The 25,616-nt window shown below is 39.3% G+C and carries 26 protein-coding genes and 3 pseudogenes; 24 read left to right on the top strand and 5 right to left on the bottom strand.

Annotated elements, in window-relative coordinates; translation table 11 throughout:
* The first annotated feature begins 12 nt into the window (after window positions 1-12).
* Together proC and ACQ76X_RS31375 are read left to right on the top strand one after the other, a co-directional pair.
* Window positions 13-822, top strand: coding sequence for a pyrroline-5-carboxylate reductase (gene proC, locus ACQ76X_RS31380; protein ID WP_438497669.1), 810 nt, complete (start codon window positions 13-15; stop codon window positions 820-822).
* On the top strand, window positions 822-1,589 hold the full coding sequence (locus ACQ76X_RS31375) for a VOC family protein (RefSeq protein WP_438497667.1): 768 nt from the start codon (window positions 822-824) through the stop codon (window positions 1,587-1,589). Before proC ends, ACQ76X_RS31375 begins: the two co-directional genes overlap by 1 nt.
* A gap of 234 nt (window positions 1,590-1,823) precedes the next feature.
* Here the strand turns inward: ACQ76X_RS31375 and ACQ76X_RS31370 are convergent, their stop codons facing one another.
* Window positions 1,824-2,474, bottom strand: coding sequence for a hypothetical protein (locus ACQ76X_RS31370; RefSeq protein ID WP_438497666.1), 651 nt, complete (start codon window positions 2,472-2,474; stop codon window positions 1,824-1,826).
* A 236-nt stretch (window positions 2,475-2,710) separates the two neighbouring features.
* Between ACQ76X_RS31370 and ACQ76X_RS31365 the strand changes: the two genes are divergently transcribed.
* Complete coding sequence (locus ACQ76X_RS31365; protein WP_438497665.1) at window positions 2,711-3,616, top strand: hypothetical protein; 906 nt, start codon at window positions 2,711-2,713, stop codon at window positions 3,614-3,616.
* A gap of 111 nt (window positions 3,617-3,727) precedes the next feature.
* On the opposite strand, the gene ACQ76X_RS31360 is transcribed toward ACQ76X_RS31365, so the two are convergent.
* Window positions 3,728-4,168 carry a DUF6376 family protein gene (locus tag ACQ76X_RS31360; protein ID WP_438497664.1) on the bottom strand — a complete coding sequence of 147 codons (441 nt, stop codon included), beginning with the start codon at window positions 4,166-4,168 and terminating at the stop codon, window positions 3,728-3,730.
* Between the two features lie 375 nt (window positions 4,169-4,543).
* Here ACQ76X_RS31360 and ACQ76X_RS31355 point away from each other — a divergent pair, with 375 nt between their 5' ends.
* Entirely contained in the window at window positions 4,544-5,542 is a 999-nt protein-coding gene (locus tag ACQ76X_RS31355; protein WP_438497695.1) for an alpha/beta fold hydrolase, read from the top strand.
* 285 nt (window positions 5,543-5,827) lie between these two features.
* On the opposite strand, the gene ACQ76X_RS31350 is transcribed toward ACQ76X_RS31355, so the two are convergent.
* Entirely contained in the window at window positions 5,828-6,958 is a 1,131-nt protein-coding gene (locus ACQ76X_RS31350; RefSeq protein WP_438497663.1) for a C45 family autoproteolytic acyltransferase/hydolase, read from the bottom strand.
* 300 nt (window positions 6,959-7,258) lie between these two features.
* Here ACQ76X_RS31350 and ACQ76X_RS31345 point away from each other — a divergent pair, with 300 nt between their 5' ends.
* The 4 genes from ACQ76X_RS31345 (at window position 7,259) to ACQ76X_RS31330 (ending at window position 9,644) form a co-directional block, all read left to right on the top strand.
* Window positions 7,259-7,381: a hypothetical protein gene (locus tag ACQ76X_RS31345; protein WP_438497694.1), complete on the top strand. Its 123-nt coding sequence runs from the start codon at window positions 7,259-7,261 to the stop codon at window positions 7,379-7,381.
* 190 nt (window positions 7,382-7,571) lie between these two features.
* Complete coding sequence (locus ACQ76X_RS31340; protein ID WP_438497662.1) at window positions 7,572-8,435, top strand: hypothetical protein; 864 nt, start codon at window positions 7,572-7,574, stop codon at window positions 8,433-8,435.
* Between the two features lie 144 nt (window positions 8,436-8,579).
* Complete coding sequence (locus ACQ76X_RS31335) at window positions 8,580-9,047, top strand: hypothetical protein (protein ID WP_438497661.1); 468 nt, start codon at window positions 8,580-8,582, stop codon at window positions 9,045-9,047.
* Between the two features lie 39 nt (window positions 9,048-9,086).
* Complete coding sequence (locus tag ACQ76X_RS31330) at window positions 9,087-9,644, top strand: DUF4240 domain-containing protein (RefSeq protein ID WP_438497660.1); 558 nt, start codon at window positions 9,087-9,089, stop codon at window positions 9,642-9,644.
* 720 nt (window positions 9,645-10,364) lie between these two features.
* Here the strand turns inward: ACQ76X_RS31330 and ACQ76X_RS31325 are convergent.
* Window positions 10,365-10,589 (bottom strand): helix-turn-helix domain-containing protein, encoded by a 225-nt coding sequence (locus ACQ76X_RS31325; protein ID WP_074100956.1) that lies wholly within the window; start codon window positions 10,587-10,589, stop codon window positions 10,365-10,367.
* Between the two features lie 122 nt (window positions 10,590-10,711).
* Here ACQ76X_RS31325 and ACQ76X_RS31320 point away from each other — a divergent pair, with 122 nt between their 5' ends.
* The 12 genes and pseudogenes from ACQ76X_RS31320 (at window position 10,712) to ACQ76X_RS31265 (ending at window position 20,875) form a co-directional block, all read left to right on the top strand.
* The gene (locus ACQ76X_RS31320; protein ID WP_438497658.1) at window positions 10,712-11,002 is read left to right on the top strand and encodes a DUF6809 family protein; all 291 of its coding nucleotides are present in this window, start codon (window positions 10,712-10,714) and stop codon (window positions 11,000-11,002) included.
* Between the two features lie 403 nt (window positions 11,003-11,405).
* Window positions 11,406-11,510 carry a DUF1259 domain-containing protein gene (locus ACQ76X_RS31315; protein ID WP_438497693.1) on the top strand — a complete coding sequence of 35 codons (105 nt, stop codon included), beginning with the start codon at window positions 11,406-11,408 and terminating at the stop codon, window positions 11,508-11,510.
* 230 nt (window positions 11,511-11,740) lie between these two features.
* Window positions 11,741-12,370 (top strand): TetR/AcrR family transcriptional regulator, encoded by a 630-nt coding sequence (locus tag ACQ76X_RS31310; RefSeq protein WP_438497656.1) that lies wholly within the window; start codon window positions 11,741-11,743, stop codon window positions 12,368-12,370.
* On the top strand, window positions 12,367-13,341 hold the full coding sequence (locus tag ACQ76X_RS31305) for an alpha/beta hydrolase (protein ID WP_438497655.1): 975 nt from the start codon (window positions 12,367-12,369) through the stop codon (window positions 13,339-13,341). The genes ACQ76X_RS31310 and ACQ76X_RS31305 overlap by 4 nt, the downstream gene beginning before the upstream one ends.
* A 335-nt stretch (window positions 13,342-13,676) precedes the next feature.
* Window positions 13,677-13,877, top strand: a pseudogene (locus ACQ76X_RS31300) (DUF255 domain-containing protein); the annotation flags it as partial.
* Between the two features lie 725 nt (window positions 13,878-14,602).
* Window positions 14,603-15,157 (top strand): MarR family winged helix-turn-helix transcriptional regulator, encoded by a 555-nt coding sequence (locus ACQ76X_RS31295; protein ID WP_341379004.1) that lies wholly within the window; start codon window positions 14,603-14,605, stop codon window positions 15,155-15,157.
* Between the two features lie 108 nt (window positions 15,158-15,265).
* On the top strand, window positions 15,266-17,074 hold the full coding sequence (locus ACQ76X_RS31290; protein WP_438497653.1) for an ABC transporter ATP-binding protein: 1,809 nt from the start codon (window positions 15,266-15,268) through the stop codon (window positions 17,072-17,074).
* 12 nt (window positions 17,075-17,086) lie between these two features.
* Window positions 17,087-18,295, top strand: coding sequence for an MFS transporter (locus ACQ76X_RS31285; protein WP_438497652.1), 1,209 nt, complete (start codon window positions 17,087-17,089; stop codon window positions 18,293-18,295).
* A gap of 359 nt (window positions 18,296-18,654) precedes the next feature.
* Window positions 18,655-19,125, top strand: a complete 471-nt coding sequence (locus tag ACQ76X_RS31280; protein WP_438497651.1) for a hypothetical protein — start codon at window positions 18,655-18,657, stop codon at window positions 19,123-19,125.
* A gap of 111 nt (window positions 19,126-19,236) precedes the next feature.
* Window positions 19,237-19,719, top strand: a pseudogene (locus tag ACQ76X_RS31275) (DUF4240 domain-containing protein); the annotation flags it as partial.
* A gap of 104 nt (window positions 19,720-19,823) precedes the next feature.
* Window positions 19,824-20,510: a hypothetical protein gene (locus tag ACQ76X_RS31270; protein ID WP_438497650.1), complete on the top strand. Its 687-nt coding sequence runs from the start codon at window positions 19,824-19,826 to the stop codon at window positions 20,508-20,510.
* A 35-nt stretch (window positions 20,511-20,545) separates the two neighbouring features.
* Window positions 20,546-20,875: a hypothetical protein gene (locus ACQ76X_RS31265; RefSeq protein ID WP_438497649.1), complete on the top strand. Its 330-nt coding sequence runs from the start codon at window positions 20,546-20,548 to the stop codon at window positions 20,873-20,875.
* Window positions 20,876-20,982: 107 nt separating this feature from the next.
* Here the strand turns inward: ACQ76X_RS31265 and ACQ76X_RS31260 are convergent, their stop codons facing one another.
* Window positions 20,983-21,207, bottom strand: coding sequence for a helix-turn-helix domain-containing protein (locus ACQ76X_RS31260; protein ID WP_074100956.1), 225 nt, complete (start codon window positions 21,205-21,207; stop codon window positions 20,983-20,985).
* A 122-nt stretch (window positions 21,208-21,329) separates the two neighbouring features.
* On the opposite strand from ACQ76X_RS31260, the gene ACQ76X_RS31255 reads away from it, so the two are divergent.
* From ACQ76X_RS31255 to ACQ76X_RS31240, 4 genes and pseudogenes are all read left to right on the top strand, one after another.
* Window positions 21,330-21,593, top strand: a complete 264-nt coding sequence (locus ACQ76X_RS31255; protein WP_438497647.1) for a DUF6809 family protein — start codon at window positions 21,330-21,332, stop codon at window positions 21,591-21,593.
* 155 nt (window positions 21,594-21,748) lie between these two features.
* Window positions 21,749-22,942 (top strand): recombinase family protein, encoded by a 1,194-nt coding sequence (locus ACQ76X_RS31250; RefSeq protein WP_438497646.1) that lies wholly within the window; start codon window positions 21,749-21,751, stop codon window positions 22,940-22,942.
* A 210-nt stretch (window positions 22,943-23,152) separates the two neighbouring features.
* Window positions 23,153-24,142, top strand: a complete 990-nt coding sequence (locus tag ACQ76X_RS31245) for an SIR2 family protein (RefSeq protein ID WP_438497645.1) — start codon at window positions 23,153-23,155, stop codon at window positions 24,140-24,142.
* A gap of 15 nt (window positions 24,143-24,157) precedes the next feature.
* Window positions 24,158-25,616, top strand: a pseudogene (locus tag ACQ76X_RS31240) (ATP-binding protein); the annotation flags it as partial.

The following is a 25,616-nucleotide window of genomic DNA, read 5'->3' as shown; positions in this document are numbered from 1 at the left end:
GAGTGAACGTACGTGACCAAGCAAAAGATTCATTTTATTGGCGGAGGACAGATGGCGGAAGCGATCATCCGCGCAAGTATTGCCAATGATACCCTGTCTGCAGAACAAATCAGTGTATCCGATATTAATGAAGCCCGTCTTCAGTTGTTGAATACAAAATACAGCGTAAATACGGATAGTTCGCAGGAGCAAGGCCTGTCTACAGCGGAGTTGATTGTAGTTGCAGTTCGTCCACAGGATGATTTGACTGCACTCGGACAAATTGTGCAACAATTCGCTTCACCTACTGCCGCAGTCGTATCGATTGTGGCGGGGGTAACGATTGTGAAGTTAGGACAATATTTTGGAGCTGATCGCCCAATCATTCGGGTCATTCCCAATACGCTGACCGATACGGGTTACGGATATAGTGGTGTAGCTTTAAATGCCTACGCCACTCGAGATCAAGTTGAGAAGTTCCTGCTCGGGTTCGGCAAAGTACAATATCTGGAGGAGTCATATATAGATATCTTCACTGGGTTCGGTGTGGCTGGACCTAACTATATCTATTATTTCATTGAATCTCTTGCGGATGCGGGGGTACTCGCCGGATTGCCACGGGAGCAAGCATGGAAGGTAGCGCTGGAGAATGTTATGGGAGCGGTTGTGATGCTGCAGCAGACAGGTCTGCATCCAAGACAACTGCTTGATATTAATAATTCGCCTGGCGGTGTTGGCATTCACGGCTTGTACGAGCTGAACAACAGTGATTTCGCGGCCGGACTGCAAAGAAGTGTTCTGGCAGCCGTAAAGCGCACTACTGAGCTGGGAGTGAAGGAATAATGGCAACCCTGAAATGGGATCATTTAGTACACTATGTCAATGACCTGGATAAACCGGTTGAAATCTTCAGCGATCATGGTTTGGTTGCTTTTAAGGGAGGTTCTCATAAGGATTGGGGAACCTATAATGCTTTAAGTTACTTTGGGCTAACCTATCTTGAGTTTCTCGGCATCGAGAATCTGGAGTTAGCGAAGGCAACCGAGCACAATGTTGTAGTGAGGGATGCGGTTAATCTTCTCCCAGAGCATGAAGTCTTAAGCAGAGTTGTGATCCGGACGAATGATATTGAAGAAATCGCTGCTTCCTTGAAGGCAGCAGGTTTATCATTATCTCCTATAATCGATGGTAAACGTCTGGATAACAAAGGCAGATTAATAGAGTGGCGGATGATGACCATTGATGGAGACTTTCAAGGACTGGTCTATCCGTTTATCATTCAATGGAACGGGACGGATGAAGAGCGATTGGAACGGTTAACGGCATCCGGAGTCATTCAATCCCATCCTGCGGGACATGCGGAAATCGTGAGGGCGGTATTCCACGTCTCAGATCCTGCAGCCGCCGCTGAACATTGGGGTGCGTTATTTGGACTGCTAATTGAACAGTCAGAGGTTAATAACACCTTCACCCTTAAGATTGGAGATAAGTCTTTTGCTTTCGTGCAAGGGGATGAGAATCAATTCAAACAGGTCATTTTTGAAACGGATTCCACCGGATTAAAAGGGAAGACGATTCAAGTTGGTGCTGGTGAATATGTGTTTGTTTAAAAAGTAACTGTGTCAACTGATTTCCTTGGTTTGAAAATGGGTTGTTATCGCATAGCGCGGTAACAACCCTATCTGCGTTTTGTAGTGAGAATGTGGGTAACCTGCCGACTCTCTCTGCATTAGGGCTCTGCTCTGAATCACTTCTGGCTGTGCTGGAGCAAAAGCCACTCGGCAGCTTCCAAATCCCGTGCAAAATAGTCAGAGCTATTACGCGTGTCAAAAAGTGAACCGATCTCAGCAGCCCCATGCCCCTTTATAGAAATCGTAAACCTTTTGCCGATCCCACATGTCAAAAGTCCATTCTAGCCTTTTGGTCAGCAGTCCTACAGCCCGATTAAGATCGGTGAAAGCAAAATAACGCAATACTGCACCTATATAAGACAATTCACTTTTATCCCCATTTCCCTGCCGGTAAAGCGCATTAGCACTGGCAGCCGCATCCTTGAGATCACCTCGATCCAGTGCATCTTCAAGATAAGCCAGCCAACTTTGAAGCGGTGCATCATGACATAATTTTATGCTGCCTTCCTCTAGCGGTCTCGCATATTCATCCGCCGCTTTCCGATCTCCCATCAGCAAAAAAATCATAACAGCATAGCTCTGCTCGCAGGCCATACAGTCGGAAAGATCATCGCACTCTGTCATCCAAAATTTTTGGAAATATTGTATTGCCTTCTCCCTGTCTATGTTAAGGTAGAACGCAAATTGGGCAGCCATCGGCATCGCCTTGGCAAGATCATCCCGAAAGGTAGCCTCGCAGGCATAGCGGTAACGAAACCGCAATCTCCAATAACGATTTCTCGCCAAATCCGCTTGATGAATGGCATCCAAATAAGCCGCCATCTGTACTGCCCCTTCAGGGAGCTGACTAATCGATGCCTCCAAAATTCCTTGCTCTCATATACCCTCCAGCATGGATCGGAAAAACTCGTCAAGCTGCTAATAAGTAAAATTTTGTATTAATAATATAAATAGGGGCGAGTAAACAGGAAGCCCAAGCCAGGTGAAAAGGCAGGAATACAAGATTAAACTGTCGAAAAATGATGTAATTTTTATTATTGGGGCATTTTGCATCAGATGTTAAAATATATCTTATTCAGAAAGAGGAGGAAGTAATATTTATGAAATGGGTTTGGGGAGTAATAACAGCGGCAGTATCAGTAATTGTGCAATTGCTTATCTTGAGTCTCTTAGGTTTTAACTTTTTTAGCTTTTCTGTGTTATTCATTATTCCGGTAGGGGGGATTATTCTCGGAGGTATAGCCACCTTCGGATATTTTTCTAAAACTGTGAGACAGGGATTAAAGCCGAATAAAAACAACTACTTAATATCGGTTATTTTCATATTACTTTCATTTAGCGGGTTTATGTATGGAGAATATCAAATGGCATATGTCTCATCATCGAATGAAATTAATTATAAGTTTGAGGGGGAGCATATAAGCAATTTTGTGTTTGGAGAATCAGATGAACCTATAACTCTGTTGAACTATTATGATTATAAATTTAATAATAGCAGTTTAAGCATATTTTCAAGAGGACATGTGAGCAATGCAATAGATATTGAACCCAATAAGTGGGTAAACATCAGCAAATTCCTCATACAATGTGTTGGTTTATTAATAGGTGGTCTAAGTGCCGGATTGCTGGTGACAAGTGGTAAGACACATTGTTCTTCGTGTAACAAAGCGTATTTACAGGAAGATAAACTTTTGGACGTAAATGATGAAATGATAGAGCCCGTATTAAGTGAAATCAATCAATACATACAGAATAACAACGGTGAAGGATTAACAAAGTATATCACTGAACAAAAGGCGCTTTGTGAGGGTGCAGCTTCAGATACTAATGTTAAATATGGATTTAAGTTTGGTCATTGTCCCAATTGTCAACAGGGCTACCTGATAAAGAGTTGTTATACGCTAGATAAACATGGGAATTTTGAAGAGCAAGAAGATAAAAAGGCAGTAATTCCTATCAGCAAAGAGATTGTAACTAGTGTACAAAAAGCAGAAAAAGCATCATAAATGAAAATTTGAGAGAAGTGGAGAACCTTTCACTATTTTATGATTGCGGCTGACACAAAGAAAAAGCGCTTAAGGTATGTATTCCCATACTTTGAGCGCTTATTTAGGCTGTTATTGCGGGATGAGCTGGGTGATCTGGTTCAATAGCTCGTTGACTTGATTTATAGTCTCGGGAATACCTGTCGATTCGAAGGCGGCTTTTCCTTCTTCCAGGTTGGTTATGGCCTGATCCAGTCCTTGCTGCAGTGTTTCATTGTATCCGACAATAGATTGATGCAGGCCTGCCGCATATTCCGGAACCTGAAGCCTGGCATATTCGACGATCTGTTCCTTGAGGGCAACCAGCCTATCCTTTAATTCATCCCTGGCCTGCGGGTCTGTGGCAGCATCCGTGGCCCAGGTCCCCATCTCTTGTCCGAACTCCGTCAAAGTTTGCATATAAGAAGCTGTATCGGCGGTGAAATTGACGCTGTCTCCTACCTTTTCTGCAATCCCGCAACCCGGTACAACCAGCAAGATGAGTAGCAGCAGACTTAAGCCATATTTCTTCATTTGCTTCACTCCTTTAGAGTATCTTATGTGCCAAGTTTACTGTAGTTCATACGGCCAGAAGGGCATCAGGTTGCATGAAAGTGATATGCGGCTACGATTATGTCAAGGTATTTCAAAGACAGATTTTTTCAAATTCTGTGATCAACAATTCTGTGCACTATTATTTAAGCTTTAATAATCGACTGAACTGTGACTTTCTGTCGTAGCTAGTTGTTGATTCACACGTACCTGTACTACTTGTTCATATTCAGTTCATATTGTCGTCATGGGGAGTACATCTCTATCGTGTATGCTAGCTTAATGTTTCGATAAGGCAGCCCAATACAGAAATATCGACTGGAGAAGATGCGAGTGAAAATACGTGAGGTGAAGAAAATGGATTTGGATACAACAACAGGCAAAAAACCAGCTAGTAAGATGAAAAAATTACTTAGCATTTTACTTAAGGTATTAGCAGTATTAGTTATAGGAATCGTCGTTTTTCTAGCCATTGTTTTTGTCGTTGATAAGATCAGCAGTAAATCAGAGGAAGGAAAAATAAAATCCTATGGTCAGTTTGTAACAGTAGATGGGAAAAATATGAATGTCTTGATTCAAGGACAAGGTGAAGAAACAGTCGTGCTACTACCAGGTTTGGGAACAGGAACACCAGCACTGGATTTTAAGCCGCTAGTAGAAGAGTTATCACCATTTTACAAAGTCGTAGTGATTGAGCCTTTTGGTTATGGATTAAGTGATGGAACCGAAAAAGAACGAAGCATAGGAAATATTGTAAGTGAAATTCATGAAGCTTTACAGCGTCTTAAAATTGACCGATATATTCTAATGGGTCACTCCATTTCAGGCATTTACGGACTAGATTATGTGAACAAATATGAACACGAAGTGAGTGCATTTGTCGGGATCGATAGCAGTGCTCCAAAGCAATACGGTGATAAGGTTATTGAATCTCCAATATCATCTACAACAATTTCACTACTCAAAAAATCAGGTTTAGCCAGATTGATAATGAAACTAAGTGCTGACCCATATGCTACAATACCAGTTGATGATGAAACAAAAGAACAAATGAGAATTATTTCTTTCAAAAACTTCAGAAATCCTACCATTGTGAATGAAATAGAAAGTAGGTTTCCTAATTTTAAAGCAGCTGAAAATTTAACATTCCCAAAAAATCTTCCAGTTATATTCTTTTTACAGCCGGATAGTGCAGCAATTGAAGGATGGTCAACACTACATGAAGAGCAAGTAAAAGATTCTGTACATGGAAAAGTGATGACCTTCGAAGGAACACATTATTTACACCATACCAAATCAAAAGAAATCGTTGAAAACTTTAGGGCGTATATGGAAGAAGTGAAAAAAGACAAGTAGATGATTTTTAAAATGAAAGTTTGTTTGTAATTATTTGATGTAACAACATGCGCTCATTCGCATTATCTAAACACGGTCCTCGTATTATCCATGCTACGGCATCATGCGCAAGCTTCCTTGCATGTCATGTCGTAGCATTTTTTTGATAGTTCATATTCAGTTCTTATTGCCGGCATTGGGAGTAATTTACAGGAATAAATAACCATCTCTTTTTTAGCCGACACAATGATCATTTGAATGAGTGGTATTTATGTAAATCTGATTACATCAACGGGGTGTCTCAATTCATACCGTAATGCTTTTGTCCATACTTCCAGGATTTAAGTGCTCCCAAAAGGTTTTGGGGTTTTGGGGGAACTCGTTATTTATGGGGACTTGTATTTTAGAATTTTCAACTGGACTATGAAAGGAAATCCTTTCCCATTTTTGCGGAGATGCTGCCCCAAAACACACCTGTACGCTAATCTCCGTCGTGTCAAAAACCATTGAATGCAAGGTTCCTAAACAATCTTCATAAAATGGGCAACATACGCCATTGGGCACTTTCTCCTCCAGTATTGTCTTTATTGATTCTACAGAAATAGATCCTTTCTTTTTTGAAAAATAATCTTTTATAGTGTTGTATCGAATAACAGAATGCCTTCTGCGATTATTATCATAAGGCAACATTTCGTTGCTCTCATAATGATTTGTTGCGACAAGGAAATCTTCACTGTTTCTAAAAGATATTTTTCTATCGTCTCCGAAACAGGCAGTTTCAGCTATTGCGGTATTTCCGTAAGTATCAGCAATCAGTAGGTTTACATTGCTTCGTATAGGCATATTCTTCAAAAGATATATGGCATCCTCAACAGAGGAGCAATTATCCAATAAAGACCTCAGCACAAACGGGAACCAAAGTCCTTCACCAAAAGGGCGTTGTCCAAATTCACAAGATGACATGCTTACTGTTAAGCCATGCTCATTTATTCCGTCAAATCTCCCAAACAATAGCAGTGAAAAACCTATATGCGCAGGTTTTCCGTCTGCCCTTGTTACACACAAACACATCTCATCTTCAGTTGAAAATTCATAACTTCTGCCAATTAAAGTGTGCCCATCAGATGTAATACTTGGCAAAGCTGCGAATTGACTGCATGCTCCAGCTTCTATTACATCATCCGCAAATACAGCCAATTTCCCCAGTGGGATCTTTAAGCTGTCTGAAAGTCCAATGATTTCCTCGTTTACTCCGGGACAAAATTCATCTAAAAGGGTTTGTTTCTTTCTTAATAGAAAACTATCCATACAATTACCTTGTATATTGATACTCATAAGCTCCGGGTTGTTTCGAAGTGTATGAGCCAGCTTAGTGCCAATCTCGTAATGGCTGCCCTCTGAGACGAATTTTGAAAAGCTAACGAACTGGTTTGACATGTTGAGCGCCTTCTTTCAGACTGTTTTTTAGATATTTTATAAGCGGGTGGCTTATACTCACCCCCTCTGCATATTATGATATTGTTTTTCTTTCATATTGTCCTGTCATTACCTGCGCATAGTTGACAGATCGAAGAGGGTCACCGACAGAAGTGCAAACTTCGAAAAATAAGTTATATTCTACCATTTAATAGTATAATAAAAACATGCATCAAGCAGGCGTTTAAACACGATCTAGCATGGAAACTACTTAATAATCTCTAATTGAGGGTGAATACATTGAAGCGAATAGCAATAGATATGGACGAGGTAATTGCAGATTTTCATGCAAAACACTTACACTTATACAACACCAGTTACAATGAATCTTTAACTATTGAGGACTTGCAAGGCACAAGGTTATGGAGGGAAGTCAGAAAGTAATCAGAGAATTGAGTAAATATTACGAGATTTATATCACAACAGCAGCTATGGAACATCCATCTTCATTTCAAGCTAAATTTGAATGGTTAGGTGATATTTACTGCTCCACACAATGTCAATGAATCAGGTTATGTGCGAGTTAACAACTGGTATGAAGTTGGGGACTATTTTTTAACGAAAGAGGTATGAAATGAAAACAAAGTTCATTAACGTTGAAGGATTACATGGTTGTGGGAAATCAACAACTGCATGGAAGCTAAATGAAAAATTGAGGGAGCAAGGTTTCAATTCGAGAGTCTTTCTTGAAGTGGACATGGACTATGCTCAAAGAAATCCCTGTGACCTTAGATTTTTAGCTTTATTAAATGAAGAAGAATATAAGAATCTAACTATTCAGTATCCTGAACAATCCAGCTTGATTGAAAGTTTAGTTGAGAGAATTGATGATGAATACTATCAAATTTATTACCCGGACATTAGTGATGATAGTAATGAATTATTAGACAAACTAAAGTCTTATCAGGCATATGAAGGAAGATTGAATAGTGATACTTTTGTAAGAATAATGTTTATGAAGTTTAATGATTTTGTTGAGAAAGCATTGCAGGATGATATTGTTTATATTTTTGAAAGTGTTTTATTTCAGCATATTATAAATGAATTATTGCGTTTCAGTAACTTATCAGAAACTTATATTTCAGAATGTATAGCGAAAATGACAAATATTTTAAAACCACTAAATCCCATGTTGTTTCATTTGCGCACAGATAATACTAAAAGAATTATAGATAAAGTTGCATTTGAACGGTTGTCAGATAATTATGATTTATATCCTGACTGGATTGATTGGATGATTGAATATGTAAAGAATTCTAGCTATGGGGAGAAGAATGAAGTCGAAAACAGGGAAGATTTAATGGAATACTTTTATAAAAGGGCTGACATTGAAGAGAAAGTATTTAGTTTATTGGATATTGAGAAACATATAATTAACATAGATCCGATAAGTAAAGAGACATTGAATTCTATGGTTTACAATATGGTTGTAAAATGAAACCTCTTTTCCTAAATCGCAACTAAAAGAGGTAATGCCCCATGACAATTCAAAAAGTATCCAATAGATTAGTCGAGGGGAAATCACCCTATCTGCTGCAACAAGCTTGTCTTAATATTCACGAGTCTCAATTTGGAGGAGCATATGAACATATTTACAAAGCAATTGAAACTTGAGGATCTGAGCAATATCCAATATGAAGTACATACTGGCACATCAAGAGTAGTAAATTATCTCGAAATCATGATTTTAAAATTTATCGGGGATTATGGATATGGATCAGATGGGAACTCGGATGCAACTTATATGAGTGCAATTGGTAAAGCCGTTTTAGAAGCTTGGGAACCTGGGGGTCTAATAATTGACTTAAGCGATCTATCATATGAGTGGGGGGATCGAATTGAAAGCGTCTTTTTTGTTGGAAAAGAAAAATATACAGATACACCGTTTCCAGTAGCATTAATTGTAGGGAGCAGATCAGAAGAGGCTATTAGAACTCTAATTGTTGGCTTAGAAAGCAATAAAACAATTGAAGAAATTGGATGGGTGTTTAAAGATCTAGATAGTGCTTGGGAATATATTGAATCCAAATTAATTGAATATAAAATTTAGTAATCCCAATAGAAAACATAATAACGGAGGGTCTTTGCAATGACGACTGATTTATTCTGGGAAATGATAAACAACTCAAAAAAGTATGGTGAAGAACAAGTTGAATGGTTAACTAAAGAATTAACAAAGTCTAGTAAAGAAGAGATCCTTCAATTCGAAATAGAATTTAGGAATAAGATGGAACAATCCTATACATCTTCACTATGGGGGGCAGCTTTTGTAGTAATGGGAGGCTGTTCGGATGATGGATTTGATTGCTTTAGGGGTTGGTTAATCTCCCGCGGAGAAGAAGTTTTCAATCAGGTAATAAAAAATCCTGAATTTCTAGCCGAATATTTATCTGAAGAAAATTTGCAAGAGGATGTTTTTGCACCCCAACTGGAAGAGATGCTGTCAGTTGCTTCAGACGCGTACATTTATCAAAAAACCGGTATGTTCGAGTGCAACGATGATATAAACACTGAATTTTATAATGAGCTGGAAGCTCGAGGTTACAATTTTGAAGTAATAAATATTGAAAATGATTGGGAGGAAGAAGACCTAGAAGAAATGTACCCATTGTTATGGGGAAAATTTGAAGATAACCCACTTACTTAAGGGACTCTTCGACGGAATTGAGATGAAACCCATGAAACCCAAATTCGGCGTTATTAAGTTTGGTGGAATTACATTGATCCTTTCGGGGATTCTCTTTTTTGCCCAATATCATCTATTTGTTCTGCCTATGCCCAGCCCCCGCTGTTGAATGCAGATCTGATGAGACGGCTGAAGGGATGGCGGTTCAATATCGCGATACCCTCAATCGTCGCATTGTACCGGATATTAGTGAAGGTTGATAAAATCAAAACATCGCTAGGATGCGGTCTTTTGGCTGTCATCATACCAGTCAATATAGTCTTGGTCATTATCCTGGGGCTGTTGGTCTATCCCGTTTTTGATATTGAACTTTCACCTGATATCTACAAGCTGGCTCTCAGCATATACTATGGAGGCACGCACTCTGTAGCGATCATACTGAGCATGGCAACCATCATATTGTGTCTTGTGATAAGAAAAAGTGTACTCGGCAAGCCTGCAGCTTATTTTGATTGGGGCCTATCCCTGGTTGATTGGAACTGCTATGGTAATTGTCTCTCAACTTGCTTTTGTTGCATGGTTTGTCATTCTCGGCATGGGGATGTTGGGTAGGACGGAGGGAGCAGTGAGATAGGCTTCTTTATTAATATTTTCGGTTTGACCTATCAAGCAGGCATACTTATTGCTTAACTGATAAACAAGCTCCCGTGATTCGTCACAGGAGCTTGTTTTTGCTGCGCACTATTCTTTTTTGCCGGGATAACGCTTGGGGTTGTCTGTCTGACCCAGAATATAGTCGATGCTTACTTTATGGAAATTGGCCAGAGTAATCAAAACGGCACTCGGGACATCCAAATTTCCATTCTCATAGCGGGAATAAGTGGCTTGTGTGATATGTAAAAGCTCAGCCATTTGTTGTTGCGTCAGGTCTTTGTCTTCGCGTAAGTCGCGGATTCTTTTGTACAATGTGATCACCCAAGCCAAGTTTACTTTATGCGAAAATTGCATATTGATATTTATGCGGTTTTCGCATAAAATTTATACATAGAAAGATTGATAGTCTGCGAAAGGAGGCCTAATGAATCATTTTGGAGGATTTTTATTATGGAAGGCTGCGCCCGAATGAGTTGGTTAAGCCAAATGATCCGGAATTTCAGAAGATTAATCAGAAAATCACTGAATCCATGCAAATACTCAAAGAGTATTTTTCCGAAGAAGATTTTGAGCAAGTCGAAAAGCTGTTCGATTTACAAAGTGATTCAAACTCTCTCCAATCAGCATTATCGTTTATTCAAGGCTATAGAATGGGGGCATTAATGATGATTGGGGTATTTAATGGGGAGAAAGAGTCTATGCAAAAAGGCAGTGGGGTTGATTGAGGTTTGGGAGCAGCCATGGGAGCGATTTACGGAAAGGAACAGCGAACTTTATCGATATCGAATTACTGGTAATGAACGAACTTACTCGATGGTTTTAATTAGCGCAAACAATAAATCCGTGGATAATATCGGGTTAGAGCTTAAAGAAGTACCGTACTTTTCTCAATTTGTAATAAATGAGGAAGAAAACGAGCAATTTAACGACTTCTTTTGCGCAAGATTGAGAAATGCCACTAGAGCGTGAATTAGAAGGTCATGTTTTTCAAGATGATATAGTGATAAAACTAAAAAATATTGGACTAGGGCCGATGATTTCTCTAAGAGTTGCCGGATTAATAGATGCTGATTAAGAAACGTATAGCAATTTAATGACTGAGATTCCGTCCATGTACAAAGGCAAGACATCCTTAACTACCATTGGTTATTCACAAATCCAAATATTTGGTATATCCATTGGGAGGCAATCCAGCGTCCGCTAGGTTTTGCTAAGAATGTGCGAGAAGCGTGATTCGAAAATGTTGAAAATCCATGCCGTACTGTATCCAAAGTAACCTGATAAAAACAAGCCGGAAGCGCATCTTGGGCTGCACTCTGGCTTGTTTTTATTTGTTGAGGTTCATTCTCCTCGTTCGTAAGATAAATTCACTCTTGCTATTAGTTGCAATTAAAGATATATTATTAATTAAATAAACGATTAATTAATTAATTGAAGTTTGGTTTAAGAGAGGTGGAATATATTTGGCCAGACCCGTCAATGAAGAAAAAAGACAGGAGCGGCGTAAACGTATCCTGAAAGAAGCTGTAGTCCTGTTTGCAGAAAGTGGATATTCAAATACCACAACGGCTATCATTGCGCAGAGTGTGGGCGTGACTCCCGGAACCATTTTTCAGTATTTTCCCAGCAAAGAAGCTTTATTCTACGCTGCTGTCCTTGAGCCGCTTGCTGATATTCAGGTGAAATCACTTGCTTGTCTACAACAAGAGGGGACACCGGGGGTATTGATCAAGAACATGGTAAAAGAACAATTCGACCATATCTACTTCTATACCAATGGATTACGTCTTGCTCAATCTGTCTTAGGACAACGAGAAAGATTCCCTGAACTTACACAAAAGGTTCTTGAAAGTATAAAGGTAATGACGGATAAGATCGAATCCGTCTATGCCAAGGGACAGTCAATGGGAGAATTCAACAAAAGCTTTTCTCCGGCAATGATCTCTCGTGCCTATATCTCTTTCTTAAATGGAGTAGCCTTAACACTTGGAGAAAGTATTCTTCATCATCCCGAGTGGGAAAATCTGAAGGGGCATGCCTTTTATTTGTTCGCACCCATACAATCGAAAGAAAAACTGGAGGAGTCTGAATGAGTCAAACATCATTACAACCCGATCTGACCTTTAACGCCCGTGTGAAAAAACGAAAGAAAATTTTATGGACCCTAGGGATCGTGCTTTTGCTTGTGACGGTTCTTGTATTTTTTATATCTTATAAAGTAGTAGACACCTTGCTGCATCATCCTAGAGACACTAATGTCAGCTACGGATTGAATATCGCTAAAACTCCCTACGAAGAAGTTGAGTTCAAGAGTTTGGAAAATGAGAACACGATTAGAGGGACCTTCTTTCCTGCACAGGGACTTTCTGGTGGGAAAAGTGATCAGACCATAATTGTCGTCCATGGATATACGAGCAATCGTTTAGTCAAAGGGCGGACCCAAAAGTTAGTAGAGCATTTCGTGCCGAAAGGCTACAATGTATTGGCATTCGACCTCAGCTCGCAAGGTAAATCCGATGGTGATTTGATTACCCTGGGCCTCAATGAAAAATACGATTTGCTGGGAGCGGTGAGCTATTTAAAATCCAGAGACCATACGGGTGATAACATTGGAGTGATCGGCTTTTCAATGGGTGCTGCTACTTCTTTGCTAGCCGCAAGTGAAAGTGATGACATCAAAGCCGTAATTGCAGACAGTCCTTTTCGTAATGCCGGTCTATTTCTGAGAGAGGGTTTGCCCTTCTTTTCAGGTTTACCTGCGTTTCCCTTCAGTTATACATCGACTTGGATGGCAAATTGGGCCTTTAAGGTTGATCTTGATTCCATATCTCCTATGGATGCGGTGAAAAAGATGCAAGACAAGCCAGTTATGCTCATTCATGGTACTGGAGATCAGCAAATTAGTTATAAAAATACAGAAATTATCTACGAGTCGTTAAAAGATAACCCAAGTGCAGAAGTATGGTACCCGCAAAATACGGAGCATATCGATGCTCTCAACCACTACCCGACTGAATATTTCCAAAGAGTAGACCGCTTTATGGATGAGTATGTAGGAAAATAATTTCAGTCCAAGAGAGCCAACTAGTGGAGGAGTTGTCCTGATGAAGTAAAAATACCCAATAATATCAAGCATTTTTAGCCTGTAGTGTAGAAAACCACTATAGGCTTTGTTTTGCCTTTTAAATGAATATACAGAGCATGGTGATAAGATCGACTCAAGCTGTCGTTGGAAAAGAGGGGGGAATTGACCTCTATGCCCTGACCTTCAGCATTATATTCACGAACGTATATGAGATAAGCATTTCGTATCCATTTATCTTAATATTGTTTCACCTCAAAAGACACTAACACTTCTGTTAGTGTCTTTTTCATTCCCATTGGATAATATAAACTTATATGGGTTTGAGTCAAAGGAGGTATATATTGGAGAACAGAGGAGGAAAAAATTCTAACCGATTACTACAAGAAAAATCACCATACTTACTACAGCACGCCCATAATCCAGTGGACTGCTATCCGTGGGGTGAAGAAGCCTTTGCAAAGGCAGTAGCAGAGAATAAGCCCGTATTCTTATCCATCGGCTATAGCACATGCCATTGATGGGATGTTCGTGTGAATCAATTTTAAGATGCTTTCGCCAGTGGAATTGGCGAACTTCGTGAATATTATATATGAAAGTCAGGAAAGCAAATAATTAAGGAATGAGTGCTTCAATACATGGGATTCAAAGAGAAAATTAATGCTAAGTTTGATGAAATATTCGACTTTTTATCTATGAAAAGTTCGTCTAATTATGGTTATATAGTGAGAAAGTTTAGAATTCAAAGCTTTTACAATAATCAATTTATGCACCGCGATTACATTCAGAATGAAGCTGTTGTATATTGTCAAAATAATAATTTACAACATATAAATGAGCTACTACTTCGAAGAAAAGAATTGAAAAATCAAAAAAACTATTTGCTAAGTATTGGGGCTGGTATCGGTACTACCGGTAGGTTTTTTGTAAATAACATTTATAGGGGGCGTTTTTGCGGTCCTTTAACATTATATTCACACGTTGGGCATACGCCCTTGATCCGGCAGAGGGATTTCGGGGAAGTAGGAGTATCCGGACATATGTTTCGACCTTTGAAGAATCAGAACCAGATTATTCAAGAATTAGTTTTTCGGAATTCTGTACATTTCTCGAATACATGATGTTAGGTAACTCTGCCTCTAGGCTTACCTTTGTTTCTGAATCTGATTTGCAAAAATAAAAGGAATCAGTTATATTCAATGTAATTAGATAATCTAACTATAGGGGTAAGGAGGTATACAAATTGAAAAGAAAGCCTGCCAAGGAATATACGACTGAGCAACAATTACCGAGACTTGGAACATCGCCTTATTTGAAGTTGATGGAGCGTACAGCCTCATCCGATACCAATCTAAATTCAGCGCATCTGGGACTAATTATGCTCTGGCTGGGAGATAACATTTTAGACATGGTGGATATTGATTTAGCTGCTTTTGACATCACGGAGAGCAAGCTGGATCTATTACTCCTATTATCCCTTCACGCAGATCAGGAGTTGGTTACACCTTCATCCATAGCAGACCGATTGGGGATTCGTCGATCGTCTGTAACGGCCTTGTTAATATGGCTGGAGAAAAAAAATTTGATTGTTCGTGAACCGTATGCCAAGGATGGCCGCATGACTCACGTTCGTATTAGCGCTGAAGGCAGTACGCTTGTGAATCAAATATTGCCTACATTCTGGTCTACTTGCGCATCCCTTGTTGATGAATTAGATAAAGAGGAGCAAGCGGTGTTCCAAAAAGTGTTGGTTAAACTAAATGCAAGCTTAGAAAAACGACTTGGATCGGGTAGATAATTTTTTTGGTCATATAGTTAGATAATCTAATTACATGAGATCAGAGATGGATATAATCTGATTTGATAACCGTGATGGATATTACAACATGAAGGTATGTGATTCAAAATGAAACAAACTCGGCATTCCGGGGACCAGCAGCAGAGTCGTGAACAGCATTTTATATCGCTGCGCATCATGTTTAAGGAGATGTTCTTGCACACAAGGACGCAATGGGTCTTGCTTATGCTTGGTGCCGTTACAGTGATAGCCATTTCCATTCTTGAATTTATGATCCCTCAGTTAACTAAAGAGATCATAGACCAGATCATCCCTGAAAAAAGGTATTGCGCGCTACTAGAAACGGGAGGTTTTATCCTGCTAGCTGCATTGCTGCTGGGGATATTTAACTTCAGTAGCAGTTATGTAATGACAATTGTTAGTCAGAAGGCAATTCTCCAGTTGCGAAACAAATTGCATAAACACACATTAAGTTTGGATCTGAAATTTTTTGATCGCAATCGGACCGGGGATCTTATGGCAAGGTTAACGAGTGATGTAAATCAACTACAGGAACTGGTTTCAGCCGATAGCCTGTCCATCATAGCGGATGTCATAACCTTCGCTGCGATCGTGGGGTACTTATTATATACGGACTGGCAACTAGCATTAATTACACTTATTACCTTGCCTTTCTTATTTGTAACATCACGATATTTCAGCCTACGTATTAAGAGTTCCTATAGAGCGGTACGTCACATATCAGCTCAGTTAAACAACTCACTTCAAGATACGTTGTCAGGCATACGAATGATCAAGTCTTTTGCAAGTGAAGATGCGGAAGCTAAGCAGTTCGAGGCATTGAGCGAACAGCATCGGATAGCCACAGTTTTTGCTTCAAGGTTGTCGGAAACCTTCTCGCCAATTATCGATTGGCTGAATTATGTAGGTATGACGTCGGTGCTCCTGTTCGGAGCGTGGCAGGTTATGCATGGGAACATGTCCGTTGGTGATATCGTAGCTTACTTAGCTTATTTACGTTTGTTGCAAGCGCCCATCCGCTCCTTTAGCAGAATGATTACCAAAGTGCAGCAATCGGCAGCAGCATTCGAGCGCATTCAAGAAGTCTTAGCAACCGTTCCAGAGGTTTACGATAAGGAAGGAGCGATTGTTCTGCCGCCAGTAAAAGGACAAATTGTGTTTGATGATGTTGAGTTTGCATATGAAGAAGGACATCCCGTCCTACAAAACTTTCAATTGCGGCTTCCATGTAACCAAACTACGGCTTTGGTTGGTTCGTCAGGATCAGGAAAGTCAACGATTGCTTATTTGATTGCACGTTTGTACGACGTTCAGCGAGGGGACATTTATATTGACAGTTATCCGTTAACGGAAGTGACGGTGAAGTCGCTTCGTCAGCAGATGGGGATCGTATCTCAGGACGTAATCCTCCTCAATGGCACGATACGTGAAAATATTGCGTACGGTAGACCTCAGGCCACAGACGATGAGATTAAAGCGGCTGCCCATGCCGCAAACGCCCATGAATTTATTTCAGCCTTTCCAATGGGCTATGATACGCCCATCGGTGAAAGAGGGGTCAAGCTTTCCGGAGGCCAAAAGCAAAGATTGTCAATCGCCAGAGCTTTCTTGACCAATCCTCGCATTCTTATTTTGGACGAAGCTACGGCTGCTCTGGATACGGAATCTGAACAACGTATTCAGCATGCGTTATCTGTGCTTCTTCCAGGTCGAACTTGTCTGGTTATCGCCCATCGTCTTTCCACGATTCAAAATGCCGATCAAATTGTTGTATTGGAGCATGGAGAGATTGTGGAGCTGGGAAATCATGAAAACCTACTCCGCCGAAATGGGCGATACAAGGAACTATACGAGATGCAATTCCCAACGAAATCTAACTTCGAACAAATTTTATAATTGAGGTGTAATATGAACAATCCAATCAATGCTACGGGTGCAACTAGAAATTATAAGCTTATGACCATCATCCTTTGCTGGACCGGCCTTGTTGTCATGTCCAGTCTATACGTAACGATTCCGCTAATTACGTTGTTTGCACAGCTTTTTGAAATTTCCACGACGAATGCTGCCGCTGCGGGAAGTACTTTTTCGATAGGCTTTGCCATTGGTTGCTTAATCTATGGTGCGCTGTCCGATAAATACGGACGGAAGACTGTTATATTTGCAGGGCTTCTTTTCCTGACATTGATATCATTAATTCTGGGAACCGTTCACAGCTTTGCATGGATTTTAGGATTAAGAGGACTACAGGGAGCAGCAGCAGCAACCTTCTCTCCAGTAGCACTTGCCTATGCGGTTGAGATGTATCCAGCGGAAAAACGGGTAACTACCATTGGTTTTATCAGTACAGGATTTCTGATTGCAGGTATTGTTGGTCAAGTGGTTAGTAGTATACTCAGTGAGCATTATGGATGGAACGCTGTTTTTTATATTCTTGCCGTTGTGTATGCGGTGACCGCCATATTAGTGTTCTTCTTCCTTCCCAAAGGAGGTATCCAGCAGGCACACGCTAATATCTGGGAGCCTATTAAGCAAATTGGCAAAGTGTTTGTTCAAAAACAATTGGTGTTATGTTATCTAGTGGCATTCGTTCTGCTTATGTCTTTTGTAAGCATGTATACAGTGCTGGGTAACTATCTAAGTACAGCTCCATATGAGCTAAGCAAGCAAGAAATTCTTTCTGTCCGTATTATCGGCATATTAGGCATGCTCGTTTCTCCATTCGCGGGAAGAATATCTAAGCATGTCGGCGTAGGTATAACGCTTCGCGGTGGATTGTTGCTAGCGATCATTGGTTTGGCGTCTATGGGGATGATTTCTAATCTGCCACTTCTTATTGTGATGAGCATCCTTTTTGTAGGGGGGATCGCACTAGCCGTTCCTTCACTTGTTTCGCTTGTTGGGCAAGTGGGCGGCAAGATGCGTGGGATAGCTGTATCCGTATATACTTTTATATTGTTTACAGGCACAAGCTTCGGTCCGATTATCTCGCTTCAATTGATGAATAATGCAAGTTATTTAATTACGTTTCTTCTATTGGCATGTATTCTGTGCATTGGGTTGCTAGCAGCATGTCTTATTCATCATGAGGAGGCAGGGGAGATAAACAGCCAGTAAATTTGTGATCAATAAACAAAAAAAACGATGAAATGACATCATAACGATTGTTTATTAAAGGTAACTTCATTTGAAGTTGCCTTTTTTAAAAGATAAGAATTTATATGTTTTGGGGTAAGCGAAGCTTACCCCTTATTTAAAAAGATAAGAATTTATATGTTTTGGGGTAAGCGAAGCTTACCCCTTATTTAATTTGCTGAGATTAACGATTACTAAGTGTATTTTGAAATCGTAATATTCTTCCATTTGATAGTATAATTAAAACATGCCTAGATAGGACTGTTACAAACATGATTTGTCTTGAGTTTCGTGAATATAAAGTTAGACGAAATGCACATTTAGTCAATTTGGAGGAGTATATGAACATATTTACAAAGCAGTTGAAACTAGAGGATCTGAGCAATATCCAATATGAAGTACATACTGGCACATCAAGAGTAGTAAATTATCTCGAAATCATGATTTTAAAATTTATCGGCGATTATGGATATGGATCAGCTGGGAACTCTGATGCAACTTATATGAGCGCAATTGGTAAAGCCGTTTTAGAAGCTTGGGAACCTGGAGGACTCATAATTGACTTAAGCAGCCTATCATATGAGTGGGGGGATCGAATTGAAAGCGTCTTTTTTGTTGGAGAAGAAATATATACAGATACACCGTTTCCAGTAGCATTAATTGTAGGGAGCAGATCAGAAGAGGCTATTAGAACTCTAATTGTCGGCTTAGAAAGCAATAAAACAATTGAAGAAATTGGATGGGTGTTTAAAGATCTAAATAGTGCTTGGGAATATATTGAATCCAAATTAAATGAATATGAAATTAAGTAATCCCAATAAAAAATATAATAACGGAGGTTCTCTGCAATGACGACTGTTTTTTTCTGGGGAATGATAAACAACTCAAAAAAGTATGGTGAAGAATAAGTTGAATGGTTAACTAAAGAATTAACAAAGTCCAGTAAAGAAGAGATCCTTCAATTTGAAATAGAATTTAGGAATAAGATGGAACAATCCTATACTTCTTCATTATGGGGGGCAGCGTTTGTAGTAATGGGAGGATGTTCAGATGATGGATTTGATTGCTTTAGGGGTTGGTTAATCTCCTGCGGAGAAGAAGTTTTCAATCAGGTAATAAAGAATCCTGAATTTCTAGCAGAATATTTATCTGAAGAAAATTTGCAAGAGGATGTTTTTGCACCCCAACTGGAAGAGATGCTGTCAGTTGCTTCAGACGCGTACATTTATCAAAAAACCGGTATGTTCGAGTACAACGATGATATAAACACTGAATTTTATAATGAGCTGGAAGCTCGAGGCTACAATTTTGAAGTAACAGAGATTGAAAATGATTGGGAAGAAGAAGACCTGGAAGAAATGTACCCATTATTATGGGAAAGATTTGGAGAGAACCCACTGACCTAAGGAATGTTTTGATGGCGGACAAACCGCCGCGGTCCTCCCGGAATGTAAGGGGTCTTGAAATTCGTGGACTGAGGTAACTGTATGATTTATTAAAAGGTGGTGCTATGGAAAAATTTACGTTAGGTATTGCTGTATTGGTATTTGTGATCCTTGCGGGTTGTTCACAGAAGGAAAATCATCCAACAAAAGAATCTATATCCAAAATAGAAGCTTCCGTTGAATCGCCAGAGAAATCAGCAGCAGAGATATTAAGTGATCTGGCTAATCAAGAGTTTTCAATCCACGCAGATCAGATTAGTGAAGATGATTATACTTTTATGGAGGCCTTCGGAAAAGCATTCATAAATCTTTATACCGGAGCTGTTGCAGAACAGGTAACCGTATCGTTTGAAAACTACATCGCTAATAAAAATCTCCGTCAGTTCACTAATAAAATGTTGGAGTTAGAACAACTGCAGGATTCGAAGGGTGGTAATGGTATAATATTCGGCCTGGACAATGAGTTTAAGAAAGCAGAGCTCAAGAGGCTGGATAACAATCTTTACTATTTAGAGTTCCCCTTTTCAAACCAGGGGTCTGGGATGAGCTGCAAGCTGTTAATTCAATCTGTTAACAAGTCATTAACAATAGCGGATGTGTACTTTGGAAACAAAGATGGTGTAGATACGTTGGCAACAGGTCACCCAGCGGTAAGAAAACTTAATAATCCTAAATTGTGGGATGACCGGGAATGGGTTGACGGTGTAATGGAGAAGCTTAGAAAATATGAAACCGAACTCTTGAGCATGTAATGATCCTATTGATAAATTATTAGAATAGGCGGATTATGATGGAACCCAAATTCGGCCTTATTAAGTTTGGTGGAAGTACATTGATCCTTTCGGGCGCTGGTAATCAGCATATATTATGGGGAATGCACTCTATAGCGATCATACTGAGCATGGCAACCATCATATTGTGTCTCGTGATAAGAAAAAGTGTGCTCGGCAAGCCTGCAGCTTATTTTGGATTTGTGGTAGGGATACTGGATCTTATCGGAGCCTATCCTTGGATGGTTGGAACTGCTATGGTATTTGTTTCTCAACTGGCTTTTGCTGCATGGTTTATTTTTCTCGGCTTGAGGGTGCTGGGGAGGATGGAGGAAGCAGTGGGATAGGCTACTTTATTAATATTTTCGGATTGTCCTATCAAGCTGATATACTTATTGGATAATTGAAAAACAAGCTCCCGTAGATTGTCACAGGAGCTTGTTTTTGCTGCGTACTATTCTTTTTTGCCGGGATAACGCTTGGGGTTGTCTGTCTGACCCAGAATATAGTCGATGCTTACTTTATGGAAATTGGCCAGAGTAATTAAAACGGCACTCGGGACATCCAAATTTCCATTCTCATAGCGGGAATAAGTGGCTTGTGTGATATGTAATAGCTCAGCCATTTGTTGTTGCGTCAGGTCTTTGTCTTCGCGTAAGTCGCGGATTCTTTTGTACAATGTGATCACCCAAGGCAAGTTTACTTTATGCGAAAAATGCATATTGATATTTATGCGGTTTTCGCATAAAATTTATACATAGAAAGATTGATAGTCTGCGAAAGGAGGCCTAATGAATCATTTTGGAGGATTTTTATTATGGAAGGCTGCACCCAAATGAGTTAATTAAGCCAAATGATCCGGAATTTCAGAAGATTAATCAGAAAATCACTGAATCCATGCAAATACTCAAAGAGCATTTTTCCGAAGAAGATTTTAAGCAAGTCGAAAAGCTGTTCGATTTATTGATTGATTCCAACTCCTTGCAATCATCTTTATCGTTTATCCAAGGATATAAAATAGGGGCATTAATGATGGTTGAAGTGTTTAATGGGGATAGTATATGACAGGATCATTAGTGCAGTTCGAAAGAAGTGGTCCTGTAAACATTTTTACAAGCTATAGCATAGGTTTATGAAAAGACAAGTGAAATGTAACAAGCCAGCGAGTATTCCTTTCCTTGGCTTGTTTTTTGTTGTTGACTTTTCAGAAGTACTCGTTAATGAAGTATATTGCTCATTGGATAGAGCTTAATGTTTTGGATGATGAAGATAAATCGTTTGAGTACATGTCTATCTTCGCCAGAATTGAGTATAAAACGATCAAGCGCAGAATGAAGCAGGGAAAAGAAGCAGGAGCCAAAAAAGGTATGTGGACGAACGGTAAGCCAACATTTCCCTACTATTATGATAAAAACACAAAATCGGTACTGGTGGATGAAGGCAAGCGCCCTATTTATCGGGCCATAGTTGAAAAACACCTGAGCGGAATCAATCTTGGGCATATTGCGATATGGTTAACGGATAACAAGATACCTACGCTATACAATATTAAGCCGGATGGAAGGGACAAAGGGTGGTCCAATGTGACCGTACAAAGGCTGCTATTGAGCGAGATTCATCTTGGCTACATCACCTATGGAAAAACGCGAACAAAACGTGGTCAAGTAGAGAGTGTTCCTGAAGATGAACGAATTAAGGTCATGGGAACACATGAGAAGTTGAAGACACAGGAAGAACATGATGCCATCGTAGAACGTTTAGTGAAGAACAGGCTGATGAATCCCAATAGCCGGAGAAATATATTTCCACTTTCGGGACTACTCTACTGTGAGAAATGCGGCTGTAGAATGCAGTTCAGAGTGGGACAAAGCAAAAAACAGGGCCAATACTGGAGCGCGTTATGTTATCACCATTATAAGGATGGCAGCAAATGTGAGCAGAAGGGGAAGGTGTTGGACGAAGAATTTTTCAATGCTTTATATGAGCGGATCATTAATGTAGACCCGAACATGTTGCAGGAGATCGAGCTACAAGGTCGCGGTTATAACGATACGAAGACTATGATTGCAGTGAAGGAGCAGGAGTTACAAAAGCATAAACGGGCATTAGATAAATTACATGAATCATATGAAAAGGACATTATTACGAAGCAGGTGTTTATGGAGCGAAAGGTAGTTAGGACAAGGCAAATTCAGAAGCTGGAGGAAGAATTGCAGGATTTGCGGAAGGTGGTAGTGGATGAATGTAATTATCCTACGGTGGAGCAGATAAATGAACGGATTAGGCAGTTTAGGGGATTGTGGGATGTAGCGGTGACAAGTGAAGAGAAGCATAGGGCGTTGAAGAAGCTGGTGGAGCGGATTGTTTATAACCGGGAAGGGAATCGGGTGCAGTTAACGGTTTGTTATAGGTAAAATAATGCATGAAGCAATTTGAAATTAACTAAGGGCCTCTGGAATTGTTCTGGGGGTTTTTTATATGGGGAAATTTAGTTCTTTTGGAAGGGGAGTAGAGAACTTTGTCGAATATTAAAAAGAGAATGGGGTACTGGCGTTTTTTGGAATAATTTCTGCAGGAGATTGAACTAAAATCATTTATTAATTTATAAAGGATGAATATTAATAATGGAACTGAATACGGTTTTTAAATTAGTTCAGAAGTTCACTCAAGATGTTCCATTAATTTTAATGGGTACTGGTGGAACAATTCCTTATGGTATTCCAGGAATGTTTCAACTTTCCGAACATCTAATTACACAACTAGGACCTAAATATAGTTTTGACAATGAATGGGTTGAATTCCAAGAGCGTTTAAAGAAAGGGCAAGATCTGGAGTCAGCATTAACCGGGTTAAACTTGCTGGAAGAAATCATGTATGATATCACGAGAAGTACGTGGGAGTTAGTTGCTAAGTACGATTTACAGCTTTTTCATAAAGTACTAAAGGACGAGATCACTTTGTCTATAGGTAAGTTACTAAAAGCAATGTGTGTACCTCACCCTAAGCAAGTGAATGTTATTACCACAAATTATGATCGCGTTATTGAATACGCATGTGATCAATTTAACTTATCTGTAAATACACTGTGCGCCGGTAGATATATGAGGATGATCGATATTGAATTAGCTAAGGGGAAAAGAAAGGTTAATCTATTGAAAGTTCATGGTTCTTTGGACTGGTTTGAACACAGCAACGGAAGTATATACTCAATTCCTTTACAAGCAATAATACCAGAACAAATGCATCCGAAGATTATACCGCCAGGATCAGAAAAATATCGCTCAATCGCTCAACCTCCTTGTAGAGATGTAATACATATTGCAGATGATTACATTGCAAAAGCTGAAAGCTTTTTATGTATTGGTTATGGGTTTAATGATGAGCAGATACAAACTAACATAATTAGTGCCATTCGCAAGGGAAAACCAATAGTCGTAGTTACTAAAAAATTATCGGATTCTGCATTAAAAATGATATCAATGAATGCAACTAATTATGTAATAATTCAAGAAAATGATATAGCAGGATACACAGATTTTTTAATGAAAGATGTAAAACACTCAGAAAAAGGAGAGTTTTGGAAGTTGGAAGAGTTTTATAATATTCTTATCTAATTTGGAGGTTTGTAGATGTCTATTTTCAAATTTCAAGATCCACAGGCTGTAGGTAAAGTCCAAAGCGTAGATACTGCTTCCGTTATTGTAAAAGTTACTAGAGGCGATATGCTTTCTAAGCTACAGGTGAATCATTTAGTTGTGATCCGTGCTTCAAAACGTGGACAACATTTAATTGGATTGGTTGTTAAAATTATGCGTAAATTTGATGAGAATATGGAAGTGGAGAATGAAGAAGTTCCATGTTCAAATGATATTGTTAAAATAACCTTGATAGGTACTTTTTTTGATAAAATTGGACTTGCTTCAAATCAATTTAAGCGTACGTTGGAATCAGTACCGGAGATTGATGCTGATTGTTTTATAATGGACGATATAACATTAACAAGTTTTATGGGGGTGATATCTCAGAGCTCAGCAGATACTAATAATCCTCTATGTATTGGAACCTATACGCTCAATGATAATGCAAGGGCTTGGTTGGACGGGAATAAGTTATTTCAACGACATGCTGTCATTGCTGGAAGTACTGGCTCTGGCAAGTCATATACTGTTGCCTCTTTAGTTGAACAAATTGCTAAGTTGGACTCATCGAATGCAATATTATTTGATATCCACGGAGAATATGCACCAATTAAGGGGGAGGGAATTCAGCATTATAAGATTGCTGGCCCATCAGATAGTGTGAAAGATGGGAACATGTTTTTGCCGTATTGGTTACTTACTTATGACGAAATGTTATCCATGATGCTTGATCGTAGTGACAGCAATGCCCCTAATCAGGCGATGGTTTTTAGTAGAACAGTTCTACAAGAAAAAGAAGCTTCTTTAAAAGAACAAGATAAGACGTTTATGTTAGATAACTTAACAATTGATAGCCCTATTCCATATAGAATTGATGAACTAATTAATAGTATAGAAGATTTAGATACAAGAATGGTTCCTGGAGCAAATAATTAAGAAAAACAAGGGGAATTTTACGGTAAGCTTTCACGGTTTATTCAAAGGTTAAAAGCAAAAATACAAGACAAACGTTTGAATTTTATGTTTTCTAATGATCAAGCGTTATTACAATATGATTATATGACCTCCCTATGTAAAAAATTAATGTCCTCAGCTTCACAAGGTGGAGGGGTGAAGATTATTAACTTTTCTGAAGTTCCTTCTGATATTTTGCCATTAGTAGTTTCACTAATTGCTAGAATTGTATTTTCAGTTCAACAATGGGTAGATAAGGACAAAATCCATCCCATTGCGTTGTTTTGTGATGAAGCGCATCTTTATATTCCAGCTAATGTACAACTTGGAGTTGAAGCATCAAGCTTATTAAGCTTTGAACGGATCGCTAAAGAAGGAAGAAAATATGGGATCGGTTTGGTAGTTATTTCTCAAAGACCGTCGGAAGTAAACCGGACTGTACTTAGTCAAAGTAGTAATTTTATTGCTATGCGATTAACGAATGCAGATGATCAAA

Origin of the sequence: Paenibacillus sp. IHBB 3054 (assembly GCF_051594305.1) — a bacterium.
In the GTDB taxonomy this organism is placed as follows: Bacteria; Bacillota; Bacilli; order Paenibacillales; family Paenibacillaceae; genus Paenibacillus_AQ.
This window is presented reverse-complemented; position numbering and strand designations above follow the sequence as displayed.